Below are 16,319 nucleotides of genomic sequence, written 5' to 3' on the forward strand. Positions count from 1 at the left end.
CCTTTCCTGGAATATCGGGCTGGTAGTAGGCTTTGAAAGGGAAGCATGAATTCGAGATCAGTAAATGCTCATGTGCATGTTGAGTGTAGCTTGATCGGCGGAATGATCCATTATGATAAGAAGTAGCGCGGAAACACATATGTATACCTTGTTATACGTTTTCAAGTCCGCTGTATTTGAATATTTCCAATAAATTGGCTTTTAACAAGATTCTATCACTTCACATGCATCTGCGCGTCTCAATATAGTCTCAATTTTGTGAGAAAATAGAATCAATTTCATAATACCTTCAGCTGCTTCAATCAAAGGTAGATATAGATCAAAACGATTCAATTTGTCTATATTTAGTTACTAAATGGATAGTTTACTGAGTTATGAAGTTGATTCAAAAAATATATTAAAAGTACCAGTACCTAGTACGGAGGACATATATGGGAAACAGTAGTGAGGCACAATACGACAAATATGCTAAGGATGGGAAACGTTTCGTTGGTCGAGCCAAGGAACTGACGACACTCGAGCAGTGGTTCGAACATCCGGAAGCCCCATTAACCATATTTTCAATTACGGGTATGGGAGGCATCGGTAAATCTTCCTTGCTTTCAGAAATGTTATCCATATCTCGGGATCAAGGTGCAACGGCAATATGGATGGACGGCCGATCATGCGGTGCGACCCCTTCCGTTTTTATGGATTATTTGTCCTCGACTTTGGGGTTGGAAACAATGGATCGTGAAGATTACCCGCGACCGCTGAGTTTGCTGAAAGATACTTCGGTCGATAAACGATTGGTCCTGGCAGTAGATAATTATGAAGAACTCGCACTGCTGGAAAGTTGGTTCATGGAAGTCTTCATATCCAAACTTCCGTTAAGAGGCATACTTGTTGTTCTTGCATCACGTCCGGAAATGGCATCCACCTGGCGGACACATCCCCGATTGCATCGTCGGTTTGTACCGATGCGGCTTCAACATTTTACCGTCGATGAGATTACGGAGTATATCACGGTGGCAGGCTCCCTGAATCAGGGCGTGGCAGGCACTATTACGAGAATGACTGATGGGCATCCGCTGGGTCTGGCCCTTGCTGTGGAAGCGGCGGATCAGAGACGCAATCTTCCTCACGCCGAATGGGCCGAGCTGTCGCATATGATCAGTGCCCGATTACTATTGGAACTTACCATTCCCCGTCTGCATCCTATGGTGGAGGTATTAACACTGGTTGAGACAGCGAATCAGGAATTGTTATCCGCTGTATTGGATATGACTGTGACGCAAGAAGAGTTTCACATGCTGAGACAGATGTCTTTTATTCGTTCCGGCCCGGATGGTCTTGCTATGCATGATATGGCCAGGGTGCATCTGCTACGGGATTTTCGCCAACGTGAGCCACATCGGTTGCAGACGATGCGTATCAAAATCGCCAAGTTGCTGAAACCACTGCATGAGCAGGCAGGGCTCCATGAGCGTCGCCAGATCGCCCGGAAGATGCTACTGCTCTGTCAGGAATCGATGCTGCAATATCGCAAGTACGCGGATGTGTCCCGTGATTCCTTGTTCTCGCCTCTTGAAACGATGAGAAAAGAGGAGCTGCCTGCTTTGCACAGATTGTTACATCAATGGTGCGAGTATAGCGTGGAACCATGGCAGGCTGTGTCCTACGGCCCCTTCCTGGATGAACTGGCGCACCGTCATCCCGAAGGGATCGTATTGATGCATGACAAGCTTGGAGAGCCAATCGCCATGTTCGTTACCGTACTTGTACATAAGGATAGTAGTGAGTTGCTCCTGAAATATTTTCCGAATGAGATGCATGAATGCTTTACGCCGCAGGAACTTGGGAATGATCCCGATCAGAGTGATACGCACTTTGCTTGGTTGGCTGCGGCAAGAGATGACGTGCCTGGTTACACACGAGAAGAACTGGTGGGGTATATGGCACTGGACCGACTGTCTCTGTTGGGTGATGGTGCGAGAGTAATGCTGATTGCGACCAATCCTCATCTGAAGTTGTTCCTGCAGAGTATTGGCTTTCAGATGCGGAGAACCCAAACCCGTGCTTGTGACAGATATGAGGACCCTGCTGATGTGCTTGATTTGGATTTGCGTAGTGGGCAATTCGGAGCGTGGGTTATGTCCCTGCTTGATCCGGCATGGCGAGATGATTGGATACAGCCAGGAACAACGGGGCGGGAGCGAACATCTTGGTCGGAACAGGAGGTTCGCAAGATGCTGGGGCACCTTCGTTCTCCAGGGGAATTGCATGAATATGCTGGCAGGGTTAAAGGAGCAAAGGATGGCATCCAGTTACAGCTGTATGTCATGGATCTGTTGGAAGGCAGAGTGCAGGGTCTATCTCCACAAGATCAGATGCTGTTATATGCGGCCTACTGGACGCATGCTGGCAATCCAACTGCCGCAGCCCAGACATGTTCCATGAGTCGGGCCACATTCTATCGCCATCTCAGAATAGCGCTGACTCGCTTGGCACGGATCTTGTAGGGTTCTATCCATTCATTCATATACCGATTATAACGACAAGAAGAGGCTGGTCATAGACCAAGCCTCTTCATGCGATTGTAGAGCGTTGCCCTGGAGATGCCGAGTTGCTTCGCGAGTGTTCGTTTGTTGCCACCTGCTGCCTCCAGATATTGAATTAAAAGTTGCGCTTCATAGGTTTCCAATTTTTGTTGATAGGTATCATTGGAGACGAGAATGGAATCATCAGAATTTACCACATTCGCAGCGGTTCGAGGTTTTTGTTCCGTTCCCGCCATATGCTGACGTTGCTCATGTTCACTGTTGGTATGTGGGTGAATTCCCGATGTCAGCTGCACTTCGGACTGTTCTTGCGCAATCAGGGAGAGAAGCGTATCGGGCAGGTATTCCGGCTTGACCTCACCATCTGTGGTCAGAATGGTCAGACGTTCTATTACATTTCTTAATTCACGAACATTACCTGGCCAATCATACTGGAACAGCAACTTGAACACCTCAGGTGGAACCAACTCAATATGACGGTTGTAGAGCAATGAGAACTCTTGCAGGAACGTCTGGGTTAATTCATATATATCTTCCTTGCGCATGCGCAGGGGAGGGATAACAAGGTTAATGACGTTAAGTCGATAATACAGATCTTCCCGGAATTGATTACGGGCAATCATGCTGAGCAGGTTCTGGTTGGTTGCTGCGATAATTCGGCAGTCGGCTTGTTTCATACGCGTTCCCCCCACAGGAAAGTAACTTTTCTCCTGCAATACCCGAAGCAGCTTCACTTGTAGTTCCAATGGCATCTCACCGATCTCATCCAGAAAAAGAGTACCCCCTTCGGCAAGCTCGATCTTGCCCTTTTTGCCTTTGGGATCAGCGCCGGAGAAGGCGCCCTTCTCATAGCCGAATAACTCACTTTCGAACAAGGAAGCGGGGATTGCTCCGCAGTTAATGGCGATAAATGGTGCAGTTTGTAATTCACGAAGATCATGAATGGCTTTGGCGAATAACTCCTTGCCTGTGCCACTCTCTCCGAGGATGAGTACGGTTGCTGAGGTGGTGCTGATTTTGCGGATGGTATCCAGACACTGGCGAATGACCGGGCTGCTACCTTTGATACGAGCAAATGGATCAGTGTCAGGACGCAGTCTGGCGACGGCTTTCTCCAGATGTTGGACTTTGGATGTCATATGTAATAGTTCCTGATGCAATCGGATTTCGGTTGTGATATCTACTTCCGCAGCTACTGCGCCCACAATGCGTCCATCCAGCTGAACCGGGCGGGCGTTAATCAGAGCGAACAGATCTGGTCTCGGCTGATGCTGTTTGCGATAGACGGTTTCGCCGGTATATAACGTCTTGAGGGACTGGAGGCGATCAGGCGGAAAAAAGTCTGCGGCAGGCTGTCCGATGATGTCATTTTTGCTAATTGAAAATACATGCTCCGCACCAGATGTCCAGTAGGCCACCTTGGCTTCTTCATTGATTAAGGTCAGTGCTGAACCTGCTGTTTCCAATGTGGTCTCAAAATAGGCCTCTATTAGCCGATGCGCATGCATCATGGCATGCAAAACATCGGATACGGCGATATATCCCAATATGGGTCCATCATCCTGAATGAACAGATAAGAAGATGTGTCGAATAAGGAGATAGTATCTGCCAGTGATGTTGAAGACGGTATGGTAGGCGTGGGGAGACCTGTATCCAGAGTGGCCACATCCGTACGCAATAAAGACATTAAATCTGGAAGTAGATGTTTCATTGGTATCACCTCAGTTGGGGTATAACGTTCAGAACTTTACCTGTTACAAGGAATTCTTGTGATTTGAGTAAATGGAAATATTTGAGTGAAGATAGTTATCCATATTATAGCTTTCAAAATGAAGTGTGTATAGATTTTTTGACATGAAGCATACATAATGCATTCGAAAATAGTAGTTGAGTTTGTGATATGTATTTATAATACGCTTTCATTTTTATTATTTGGGCTTAGTTATTAGAAAACATTAATCAAGTGGGAATATGAGTGAGGTATGAGTCATTAAATATAACATTTGATTCGGAATGAAAGGTTATTTTAAAAGGTTAAGTGATTCTATGTACTGCCCACTCAGTTTGTCCACACCATTAAGAATCTTCTGAATAATACTATAAGAAGGACTGAACGAATTCAATCAAAGGAGGGTGATGAAATGGCTATTCTATCAACTGGGCCCATTGAGAATAGTATTTCAGGTATAACCGGTATCCGGCCGACTCAATCCGTTACGATCAAAATCGATAACCGGAATGAGACAGAAATGTTCACGGTGCTTCTTCGGGGCTATTACCTTAATGGAGTCAGAACACTATATGTAGAAGAACTGCTCAATGTATCACCTAATCAGGTTATAACCAAAGATTATGATGGGAATTTTGACGCTTTCGAGTTTGTATTTTCAACCTCAGACACGGCTGCTGAGGAAGCCCAAATATCCGTATGGGGCAAAGGTACTGAAGACGAGTTAGTCGCAGCTCACCGATTGGTGTCTCAGGAGTTGTTGGGAGAGACACAGAGTACAACGGGAAAAGGTTTATCCTCATATGCTTATATTTTTAATACTTCAGCTCAGACTGTTGCTACCGAAGCGGACATAACCTTTGACAGTAACCAAAATCTTACGAATATTACTCATACACCTAATACCGCTGAGATTATAATTGGCAATGCTGGTGACTACGCAGTATTTTTTATCGTTGCAGGTGTACAGGCAAACCAATTCACCCTTTATCAAAACGGAGCTCCTGTGGGTGGTAGTGTCTATGGTACTGGTGCGGGTACCCAACCCAATCCAGGAATGGTCATTATCACTGCTGCATCAAATGATGTACTGACATTACGGAATCATTCCAGTGCATCAGCAGTTGATCTGCAGACCCTGGCAGGCGGAACACAGATTAATGCCAATGCCTCTATCCTAATTCAACAACTGAGCAGTTAAACTTTTCGAGCTTGTATTTTTGATTAATAAATGGATGTGTCTAGAAAAATAGACATTTAAAATTGGGGTTGCTAATTTTTTAGACATTATGAGATGAACCGGAGCAAAGAAAAATTGGATGCTCTGGTATGGTGTTCGTCGAGAAAAACCATGTGCCTTGCAAGATAGAGGCAGCATGGTTTTTATTTTGCCTTTGTTCATTTATATATTGATTTAGCTGAGATAATTATCGGAACATATTCTTAACAACCATCCAGAGATTAGCCGGTTTTTCGGCCAAACGGCGGGTGTAGTACGGATACCACATGGTGCCATAAGGCACGTAACAGCGAATCCGATAACCTTCTTTGGCGAGACGTTCCTGTTCGCTCATGCGCAGACCATATAACATCTGAAATTCAAACGCATCCGGTGATATTCCGCGGTCTTTGGCGTATTGTTTGGTCCAGCTGATGATGTGATCGTCATGCGAGGCAACCGCTGTGTATACCCCCTGATCGAGATGATTGCGAATCATCGTTTTGAATTGATGAATGACTTCAGAAGCATTCTGATAGGCCACAGATCCTGGCTCTTTGTAAGCTCCTTTGACCAGACGAAGCCGGATGCCTTCCCGAATCATATCCCGCGTATCTTTCTCGGTGCGATGCAGATAAGCCTGCAATACTGTGCCTGTATTATGCAGTCCTTCCGAGTGCAGTCTACGCACAATGTCCAGCGTCGCTTGAGTAAATGGGCTATCCTCCATGTCTATTCGGACGAACAAATCATGCAGCTTGGCTTGTGCGGCAACGGTACGGATATTTCGATAGCCCTCTTCTGGGTCGAGTGCGAGGCCCATTTGGGTTGGCTTCAGCGATACGTTGGAGTCTGCCTTCTCACGTGCAATGCCTTCTACCAGTCGTACGTACTCATCCCTGTATAATGCCGCTTCGCTGAGGCGGGTGATGCCCTCGCCCAGATGATCAAGCGTAGCCATGATGCCCTTGTTGTTGAGTATGCGGATCTCTTCGAGAGCTTCCTCCAAGGTATTGCCTGCAATGAACTTGCCTGCCAGCCTTTTGCCGTATTTGATGGACAGGTTCTCCACAGCTTTGTTGCCTGCCACGGTCAACAACGTTTTACGATATATTTCCGTTCCCACGCTCATCTTCGTTTCCTCCTTATTCCTTCTGTATCCTTAATTCAAGCAAGATATGTGCCAGATGTGGCGATGGTTTACTATTTTTATTTGAAAGAAAGCTGCATCGGAAGGTTATTCTGTCATCGGAGTGGCCCGTGTGAATTTTCTGTAGTTGAATGTAACGAGAAAAATATTTCAATTCCAACCGGAGTTGGCACGGATTTTGCTACATATATTTGGTGATGAGTATCATACACAAAGCAATTCAGGCGAGCAGCCAGCGAACCCACATCCTGAAGGAGGAATCATTCATGAATATCCCTTTTGTTAACGAACCATTTACACCCTTTGCGGTCCCGGCGAACCAGGAAGCATTCGAAGACGCACTTCGTCAGGTAGAAGCTGAACTTGGGCGGGAATACCCTGTTATTATTGGTGGTCAAAAAATAACAAGTAGCCGCACGTTAACTTCCGTGAACCCCGCAGCCAAGAATCAGGTTGTCGGAACGATTCATCAGGCAGATCAGGAATTGGCCGAGAAAGCCATTCAGACAGCAACGGAGACATTCCACACCTGGAAACATACCGACCCGAATGAACGGGCCCGTTACCTGTACAAAGCAGCGGCCATTATGCGCCGTCGCAAGCATGAGTTCTCCGCATGGATGGTCTATGAAGCTGGCAAGACTTGGCCTGAAGCCGATGCGGATACAGCGGAAGCCATTGATTTTATGGAATTCTATGCACGGGATATGCAGCGACTGAGTGAACCGCAGCCTCTCGTGCGGATTGCAGGGGAAGATAATGAACTGAGTTATATTCCGCTGGGCGTTGGTGTGGTCATTCCACCTTGGAACTTCCCGCTGGCGATTATGGCAGGCATGACTTCGGCTGCATTGGTATCTGGCAACACAGTAGTCTTGAAGCCTGCCAGCACAACTCCGGTAATTGCGGCAAAATTCATGGAACTGCTCGCAGAAGTTGGCGTGCCGGATGGCGTCGTGAACTTTTTACCAGGACCAGGCAGTGAAGTTGGCGATTATCTCGTGGATCATGCGCTTACCCGTTTTATTAGCTTCACCGGTTCCAGAGATGTAGGACTGCGAATTAATGAACGTGCAGCCCGTACCGCTCCAGGTCAGAAGTGGATCAAGCGGGTCATTGCAGAGATGGGTGGCAAGGATTCTATCGTTGTAGACAGTGACAGTGATCTGGAACTGGCGGCAGAGTCCATTACCGCTTCGGCATTTGGTTTCTCAGGACAGAAATGTTCGGCGTGTTCCCGTGCCATTATTCATAAGGATGTATATGATGAAGTATTGCAAAAAGTGATTGAACGGACACAGAAACTAACGATGGGCAGTCCACTTGAAGTGGGCAGTCAGGTTGGGCCGGTTATCGATGATAAGGCATATGCGAAGATTACGGAATATATTGAAATTGGCAAGAGTGAGGGACGTCTTGTGCATGGTGGCGGTACAGGGAACGTTGAAGGGTATTTCATTGAACCAACCATTATTGCGGATGTGGACCCGAAAGCCCGGATTGCGCAAGACGAGATTTTTGGACCTGTGCTTGCGTTTATCAAAGCAGAATCCTTCCAGGACGCACTGGATATCGCCAATAATACGGACTATGGCCTGACTGGCGCGGTGATCTCGCGTAATCGTAAACATCTGGAACAGGCAAGAGGCGAGTACTTCGCGGGTAATCTGTACTTCAATCGAAAATGTACCGGAGCACTGGTGGGCACGCATCCATTTGGTGGATTCAACATGTCGGGTACGGATTCCAAGGCAGGTGGAAGAGATTATCTGCTGCTGTTTACACAAGCGAAGCTCGTATCGGAGAAATACTAAACCAATTATCCATGATCCGACTAAAAGAGTGCTTACAATAGCTTGAATAGTATGCTATTATCCCTGCAAATGCTTTTGTTCGGATATGCTTATTACCCAGCAACGCATAAGGAGGGATACGGATGTTAGGTGTTCAGTTGGTACAGGAACAACGTATTCGGCTGTCCATCACGCCGGAGATGAAACAATCCTTTCATTTGCTAACCATGTCTGGTCAGGATCTGACCCGTTATTTGCAGGATGCGGCAGAGGAAAATCCGGTGCTTGAACTGGAAGAACAAGCTGAGCCTCTCGCCCGGATTCCGCGGCGAATGGATCAGCGCAGATATGCTTCCTATGATCCGCTGCTTCAGGCCAAAGGTGCCGAACCTACATTGGAACAATTGCTGATTGCACAAATTCGAGTGATGACACTTCAAGATGAATTGGAAATTATAGCAGTATATTTGGCAGGATGCGTTAATGATGATGGATATCTGACGGTTGAACTGGCAGAGGTGCAAGCAGCACTTGAGCTACCGATGAGCGAGGTTGCAGCAGGACTGGAGCTTCTCCAGTCGCTGGACCCCGCCGGTGTAGGAGCGCGGAATTTGCAGGAATGTTTGTTGCTCCAGATCAGACGTGATCCATCTGCTGCGCTGCATGCGGAGCGGATGGTGGAAGCGGGATTGGAAGCACTGGTTCCTTTTCACCCAGGTCGAACAGGGAGCCGATTAGGTATGACCTCACGGGAAGCTCAGACTGCCTATGACTATATTACACGTCTGGATCCCAAGCCCTGTCGATCCATCGGATGTACGGAACGACCGCATTACATTATTCCCGATGCTATTGTTGGATTGCGTAATGGGGAGGCTCATTTCAGTCTGCATGCGGCAGGTAACCCTCGTGTATCCATGAATGAAGCATGTTTCCGTTGGATCAGGGATGAGGCACCAGACGAAATTTGGTCTACTCGCGCGGCAGAAGCGAGGGCTATCATTCGTAGTGTACACCAGCGGCGCAGAACGTTAATGCGTGTGCTGGCGGCCGTGATGGAAGAGCAGAAGCACTTTTTGATTAAAGGACCATCCGCGTTAAAACCGCTTAATCTCGCTATTATTGCAGAGAAGATTGGCATGCACGAATCAACGGTAAGTCGTGCCGTGAACGGTAAATATATAGACACCCCGCATGGTGTATATGAACTCAGAACTTTTTTTGCCTCGGGAATTGGTACAACGTCCGGGGATAAAACATCCGCCTCAGCAGTGAAACGGAGATTAAAAGAACTCATTCGCATGGAACAGACCCATCGGCCGCACTCGGACAGTCAGTTGGCGACACTACTCGCTGAGGACGGGATTATCATCTCTCGCAGAACGGTCACCAAGTACCGGGAGGAGCTTCAAATTTTGCCTTCCCTTGAGCGTAAACGGTGGGCTTAACGGAGTAGCAAGCGTAGTTTGATCGCTGAATACAAAAGAACCCCTGCAAACCGGATCAATGGTTTGTGGGGGCTCTTTGTGATGTTATTCGTGTTTGATCTTCTGCATTCCTGCATTAGATTTCCTGATTCCCTACATGCGTTCCATATTACGTAGAAAGTGTTCTCCGGCAATACCTGGCGTGGTCATCTGCTCCGGATGAAGAATCTCTTCCAGTTCTTCCGGTGTCAGCAGTCCGCGTTCCAGAATGATCTCCTGCAAGGTAAGTCCAGTCTTGAGAGCTTCCTTCACGATGGAAGCTGCCACATTATAACCTAAGTGCGGGTTCAACGCCGTAACCACACTGAAACTTTGCTTCATGATTAATTCGCAGCGCTCACGGTTGGCTTCCATCTCTTCCACCGCATAACGCGTGAAGACATCAATACCGTTATTCATAATTTTCAGAGATTGCAGCAAATTGAATGCAATAACCGGGCCCATAACATTCAGCTCGAATTGGCCAGCTTCACACGCCATACAGATCGTATGGTCGTTACCCATCACCTGGAAAGATACTTGGTTAATGACTTCGGCCATAACAGGGTTGACTTTGCCCGGCATAATGGACGAACCGGGCTGACGCGGTGGCAGACGCAATTCATTGAATCCTGCACGCGGACCTGAAGCCATCATGCGAATATCATTACAGATTTTGGACAGGCTGACTGCACATACCTTGAGCGCTGCTGAAAGTTCCAGATAGGCATCCGTGTTCTGCGTCGCATCCACGAGATCTTCTGCTGTCTGTAGTGGTAGTCCGGTAACATCAGACAGGTGCTCCGTAACCTTGACGATATATTCGGGTTTCGCATTGAGGCCTGTACCTACCGCAGTTGCACCCATATTAATAGTAAGCAGGCGGCGATTGGCGAATTCAAGACGCTCGATATCCCGTCCGATTACGCGGGCATAAGCTCCGAATTCTTGTCCAAGGCGAATAGGCACGGCATCCTGAAGATGTGTACGGCCTACTTTAACCACATCGTTGAATTCCTCTTCTTTTTTACGGAACGCATCCTGTAGTCTTTTCATGGTAGCGAGTAACGTTTCGGATAGTCGATACGCCGCAATACGCAATGCTGTAGGCACCACGTCATTGGTGGATTGGGACATATTCACATGATTATTAGGATTGCAGTGGAAGTAATCTCCCTTACTTTGCAATAACAGTTCGAGTCCGCGATTGGCGAGAATTTCGTTCATATTCATATTCATGGAGGTGCCTGCACCGCCCTGAATGGAGTCCACAATAAAATGATCCAGATGATGGCCTTTCATCATTTCTTCAGCCGCCATGACGATGACATCGCCAATTTTGCTTGGTAGCATTTTCAGCTCCATATTCGTAACTGCCGCAGCCTTTTTCACCGCGGCCAGAGCTGTGATCAACTCCCGGTGTACCGGAACGCCGGTAATCGGGAAGTTCTCTACGGCCCGCACCGTCTGAATGCCGTAATAGGCATAAGCAGGTATTTCTTTTTCACCGATAAAATCTTTCTCCGTCCTTGTGGACATAGTAGACATTTCGTTCGCCTCCAGTGGCATCCAATAAATAGGTCAGCTCCGGCATTGCCGAAGCGCACTCAGTATATCATTTAAGCAAAATGGATGCCAAGCTAAATCATTTCGCCTAATTTGCCGATAATAATTTAAATTAAGGATTTATTTTACACGTAGTTCATCATTAAAGGGGGCTGAAAAGCTTGTCTTATTCATTATGCACTATATGGTAGAGAAGTCATGCATGAACCATAAGCAGGGAGTGGATAGAACGGTTTCAGTGATGTATGTCACATGATATTTAGTACATGATTGGTAAAATAGGAAAAAAGGACTACGGGGTGTAAACATGAAATGGACTTTAGGCGCAAAGACAGTCGCGGGTTTGGTACTGATCTCAATTATTACGTACGGAACTAGCGGCTTTTTTATATTTTTCCTCCAGGACTGGCTCTCATTTAACATGCCAAGCTGGTTGTATATCTCCATCATCCTTGTTATGGGGGTGTGTTGGAACGGGATTCTCGGATGGTTCGCCTCTCGCTGGCTAACTCGTCCAATTGTTCAGCTTTCTCGTGCGGCACAACAAGTTTCATCCGGGGATTTGACAACCGAGATTCCACAGCGACGTGCGCAGGATGAACTTACTGTATTATATGATGCTTTTCGCGTAATGGTTTCTAATCTCAGAAGTATTGTAAACGATATCGCAGACAGTACACGTACAACATCACAGAACGCCCAGTCGCTTAGTGAAGCGATTACGCAAGCTGCTGAGCAGATCGAGATGATGTCGGAAGCGGTGGATCATATTGCGGTGGGAGTAGAAGAACAGAAAGTTACTTCTCATCAGTCTCTGATTACTGCGGATGAGATGTTGAACGACTTCCAGCGTATGCATAGCCAGTCGATGGGCATGACAGAGATGTCTGGTCAGATGGAACGATCGGTGGATCATACGAAACAGACCTTCTCATCCCTGATGAAAGGAATGGACGAGCTGGCCGAGTCTCACAATCGTTCTCGTGACATTATGCTGTTGCTGGAGAAGGAAGCCTCCGATATCGAGGTAATTACCCAGTCTGTCAAAAATATTGCTGAGGAAACAGGACTGCTTGCCCTGAATGCTTCCATTGAGGCTGCACGAGCTGGCGAAGAAGGTTCTGGTTTTGCAGTCGTGGCGCAGCAGATCCGCAAGCTAGCAGACGAGAGTAAAGAATCGGTGCATCGTATTAATGAGTTGATTAGTCGTGTGCAGCAACGGATCAGGGAGACGGCACAACTGTCTCATGAGCAGCATGGACTGGTGGTTAATGAATCCGAACGGACGATCTCTGTGGATCAGACGTTGCATGAACTGACAGGTACGGTGGAAGTATTTATGAAGGGTGCACATGATATCGGTTCCAAAATTGCAGAACAGACAGGACGCGTGGAGCAAACACACGGTCATGTGAAGAAGATCCAGGGGAAAGCCGGATCGTTCTCGGATGAGGCGAGACGAATCATGGATGCCGCACACGAAGAGACAGCCATCATGGAGGAGATTTCCTCCTCGGCTGAAGAACTGAGACAATTAACGGATCGATTAATGGACAAAACCAAAGCATTCCGGATGCAGCCTTAAGCTGTGTTCGGAATTTTTTTTGCTTTTTAAGAATAATTTTGCCTTGGGAATTTGCTTATTCTGGTTAAAGCCGAACGTTCTTTCGTGAAAAGAGAAATATGTAAAGATTTTTTTTTGAAAGATTAACAAATTCGCAACTTGCAGGCGATAAATGAAGATATAATAGGATTATCACAACAGAAGAAGGAGCCCAGTATATTGAAAACTTGGACAGGTATCCTGCTGATGATTATTTTGGCGGTAGCTACGATTAGTACAACTTCAGCTGCCAGAACCATGAATGAATCGCAAAAACAGCTTAACATAGATGATCAATCCAGCCAGACCGAAGTGGTCGAGGCTTCCAATATAGATAAAATGCATGACGCAGCGAATACAATTCAAGAATCGATTCCTGTTAAAGAGCAGTACGTTTCAGTTGCATCGGAAAATGAGAATATCAGATTATACCCTATGAAAGTTGAGGGTTCAGGATATATATATAACGGAATGATTTTGGAAGTGGACGGCAAGACGCGAGAATTTAGTGATTGGCAAGGAGAAGGCGGGTCTTACAAGCCCGAAGTACACGAGCTGGATCTGAACGGAGACGGCCAGAAAGAGATTGTTGTTCTGTACACGGAAGGTCATGGAACAGGTATTTATTTGGGACAAGCACGTATTATTAATCCGGTAACGCTGGAAGAGATGAAGATGCAATCTCTCGATGAGATCGTGAAGCAGCATGTGCAGTCGAAAGTTACGGTTAGATCAGACCGTGTGGATGTTGATGTCACCGTTGATGGCCTACAAGCAGAGCCTTCACGGATCGAGGAAGACACAAGTGGTGGCGAATATAACAAAGAGTTGGGATTCGGTGGAGTGACGTATTACAGTGTGGAGGATGGTAAGCTTGTCGTATCAGCAGCAGGATCTTATGGTTTGGGTCTATACGCTGGTGATCTGACATTTGCTTATGCGTATCAAGATGGCGAATGGAAGGCCGCAGATCTGAAGTACAGCATGGAAATATATGAAGAAGAATATTATGAATCCTTTGATTGAGATTTAGTGAACAGTTGAACAGAATATCTCCTTTCTGCCTTTGCGGACAATGGGGAAAAGGACGAGGCTGAAAAAAACGTGACATACAGCCTCGTTTTGTGCTGCCCAGACATAGGAAATGTGTACTAAAAATGCAGGGAATAATTGACATGATCACTTTAGTCGTTTAAATGTATAAAGGACAACTCATTTAACGTTCAGGAGGGATTTTGATGAAGAAGAAGGTTGTACTGGGTTTGATGGTAGGCACATTAACGCTTGGAATCGGGACAGGTGCACTCGCAGCAACAGGGCTGGAACCAATTAAAGCTTATTTGAACAACAAGATTACGCTGAAAATGAATGGTGCTACGGTGACAGCCAAAGATGCAAATGGTAAAACAGTGTTGCCCATCACGTACAATGGGACGACTTATTTACCTGTGCGTGCGGTGGGTTCATTACTTGGGACAGAGATCACTTATGACAGTGCAACCTCTTCGGTGTTGATTGGTGGGAATAATGGTTCCTCGCCATCTGAAACCGATAAACTGACGCTCAGTTCACTCGGAACATCTGTACTTGGGACATCCGCATGGCATACTAAAGATCCTGCGGAGACCACTTACAAAGGCAAGGATTATAAAGATGTATATCTGCATACGGATTCCGTGAAGCAAGGGGATGACTTCCAGATCATGACGGGTAAAACGTATTCTTCCCTGCATCTGGAACTGGCCGCTCTTCAAGGTAATCAGGAGGTACATGTAATTAACCAGGACAATACGGTTCTCAAAAAGCTGAGTATAGCACCGGGAAGCGGCTTGGTAAGTCTGGACGTGGATGTATCAGGCACGGAGGCTATCTTTGTTGAGATTGTCACAGAAGATCCGGGCTCATCGCTGTTTGTGCCGCTTACAACATCGTATTTGGTTAAATAAAATAGACGTAAAAAAACGATTATCAACGATGATGTTGCTGGATCAAGTCCATCACACACATTGTGATAATCGTTTTTATGTTTATTCAGTTTAAACCACGTTGGTCATGTGAAATTAACGGATGACGGTGTCTAGCGGTTTAAGATTAGCTTCAATCTCGGCACGGCGACCTTCGAGGAATGGCGGCAAGGCAAGTGATTCTCCCAGATGTGCCAATTCTTCGTCTGTATCAAATCCCGGACCATCGGTTGCCAGCTCGAACAGAATACCGTTCGCTTCACGGAAATACAGGGAGCGGAAGTAGAAGCGGTCTACAAAACCGGAGCTTGGGAATTGGAAGTTATGAACGCGTTCCACCCATTGTCTGAGTTCTTCCTCATTGTCCACACGGAACGCAACATGGTGCACGCTGCCACGTCCAGGGCGTTCTTGTGCAAGATCGTTACGTTCTTCAAGATGCACCTCGGAGCCGCTGCCCCCTTCGCCTGACTCAAAGACCAGTACATCAGGTTGACCTGGAGTAAAGGCAGGGTAACTTCCTTTTGCTCTGAAACCAAGCAGTTCGGTGAGAACCGGAGCAGTGAGGGAGGCGTCTTGTACCGTGAGATGGATAGGGCCAAGACCTACAATGCCATACTCGGCAGGCACAGGGCTCTGATCCCATGGTTTACCACCAGCGACACCTGTATTGTTTTCATCCGAAACCAGAATCAAACGTTGTCCTTCAAAGTCCGTGAATGAGAGCGTGGCACGACCACCGCGTTCAACAATCTCTCCATGAACAACTTCGAATTCGTCAAAACGTTGCTGCCAGTAGGTAAGTGCAGCATCATTTGGCACACGCAGTGACGTTGCTGAGATGCTGTTCACGCCTTCACGAGTCTGTCCTGCCATCGGAATTTCGAAGAAGGTAAGCTCGGTACCTGGATTACCTTTCTCATCGCCATAGAAGAGATGGTAGACGGACACATCGTCCTGGTTGACTGTTTTCTTGATCAAGCGCAGACCCATGATGTTGGTATAGAAACGATAGTTCTGATCGGCATGTGCTGTTAGGGCAGATACGTGGTGAAGTCCTTTGATTTGCATAATAATTCCTCCTAGTTAGGTTTTGAGTACGGTATATTTTATTTCGGTTAAGAAAGTTACTAACTTTTAGTTTGTTTTGGTTCTGAAATTATCTTAACATAAAGATATTTAAATTACAATGCTTATTTAGAATTCCAACTGGACAGCTCTTTCATTCAATGGCAAAATGAAAAAGTTAACATTAAAGAAAGATAATGTTGGTGAGATGATCGCAAAG

Annotated in this window: 11 protein-coding genes; 7 read left to right on the forward strand and 4 right to left on the reverse strand. The window is 46.6% G+C overall.

The window, feature by feature from the left end; all coding sequences use genetic code 11:
* Window positions 1-431 precede the first annotated feature (431 nt).
* Window positions 432-2,501, forward strand: a complete 2,070-nt coding sequence (locus tag MHI06_RS05735) for an ATP-binding protein (RefSeq protein ID WP_340400782.1) — start codon at window positions 432-434, stop codon at window positions 2,499-2,501.
* Between the two features lie 50 nt (window positions 2,502-2,551).
* Here the strand turns inward: MHI06_RS05735 and MHI06_RS05740 are convergent, their stop codons facing one another.
* Complete coding sequence (locus MHI06_RS05740; RefSeq protein ID WP_340400783.1) at window positions 2,552-4,252, reverse strand: sigma 54-interacting transcriptional regulator; 1,701 nt, start codon at window positions 4,250-4,252, stop codon at window positions 2,552-2,554.
* Between the two features lie 430 nt (window positions 4,253-4,682).
* Here MHI06_RS05740 and MHI06_RS05745 point away from each other — a divergent pair, with 430 nt between their 5' ends.
* Entirely contained in the window at window positions 4,683-5,471 is a 789-nt protein-coding gene (locus MHI06_RS05745; RefSeq protein WP_340400784.1) for a hypothetical protein, read from the forward strand.
* Window positions 5,472-5,697: 226 nt separating this feature from the next.
* On the opposite strand, the gene MHI06_RS05750 is transcribed toward MHI06_RS05745, so the two are convergent.
* Window positions 5,698-6,621, reverse strand: a complete 924-nt coding sequence (locus MHI06_RS05750; protein ID WP_340400785.1) for a proline dehydrogenase family protein — start codon at window positions 6,619-6,621, stop codon at window positions 5,698-5,700.
* 284 nt (window positions 6,622-6,905) lie between these two features.
* Between MHI06_RS05750 and pruA the strand changes: the two genes are divergently transcribed.
* Together pruA and rpoN are read left to right on the forward strand one after the other, a co-directional pair.
* On the forward strand, window positions 6,906-8,453 hold the full coding sequence (pruA, locus tag MHI06_RS05755) for an L-glutamate gamma-semialdehyde dehydrogenase (RefSeq protein ID WP_340400786.1): 1,548 nt from the start codon (window positions 6,906-6,908) through the stop codon (window positions 8,451-8,453).
* Between the two features lie 122 nt (window positions 8,454-8,575).
* Complete coding sequence (gene rpoN / locus MHI06_RS05760; RefSeq protein ID WP_340400787.1) at window positions 8,576-9,880, forward strand: RNA polymerase factor sigma-54; 1,305 nt, start codon at window positions 8,576-8,578, stop codon at window positions 9,878-9,880.
* A gap of 132 nt (window positions 9,881-10,012) precedes the next feature.
* Here the strand turns inward: rpoN and MHI06_RS05765 are convergent, their stop codons facing one another.
* Window positions 10,013-11,446, reverse strand: a complete 1,434-nt coding sequence (locus MHI06_RS05765) for an aspartate ammonia-lyase (protein WP_340400788.1) — start codon at window positions 11,444-11,446, stop codon at window positions 10,013-10,015.
* A gap of 325 nt (window positions 11,447-11,771) precedes the next feature.
* On the opposite strand from MHI06_RS05765, the gene MHI06_RS05770 reads away from it, so the two are divergent.
* From MHI06_RS05770 to MHI06_RS05780, 3 genes are all read left to right on the forward strand, one after another.
* Window positions 11,772-13,049 (forward strand): methyl-accepting chemotaxis protein, encoded by a 1,278-nt coding sequence (locus MHI06_RS05770; protein WP_062832946.1) that lies wholly within the window; start codon window positions 11,772-11,774, stop codon window positions 13,047-13,049.
* A 198-nt stretch (window positions 13,050-13,247) separates the two neighbouring features.
* Window positions 13,248-14,093: a hypothetical protein gene (locus MHI06_RS05775; RefSeq protein ID WP_340400789.1), complete on the forward strand. Its 846-nt coding sequence runs from the start codon at window positions 13,248-13,250 to the stop codon at window positions 14,091-14,093.
* A gap of 212 nt (window positions 14,094-14,305) precedes the next feature.
* Window positions 14,306-15,013, forward strand: a complete 708-nt coding sequence (locus tag MHI06_RS05780; RefSeq protein WP_340400790.1) for a hypothetical protein — start codon at window positions 14,306-14,308, stop codon at window positions 15,011-15,013.
* A 114-nt stretch (window positions 15,014-15,127) separates the two neighbouring features.
* On the opposite strand, the gene MHI06_RS05785 is transcribed toward MHI06_RS05780, so the two are convergent.
* The gene (locus MHI06_RS05785) at window positions 15,128-16,102 is read right to left on the reverse strand and encodes a ring-cleaving dioxygenase (RefSeq protein ID WP_340400791.1); all 975 of its coding nucleotides are present in this window, start codon (window positions 16,100-16,102) and stop codon (window positions 15,128-15,130) included.
* Between the last annotated feature and the right edge of the window lie 217 nt (window positions 16,103-16,319).

The organism is Paenibacillus sp. FSL H8-0079 (assembly GCF_037991315.1).
Classification (GTDB): Bacteria; Bacillota; Bacilli; order Paenibacillales; family Paenibacillaceae; genus Paenibacillus.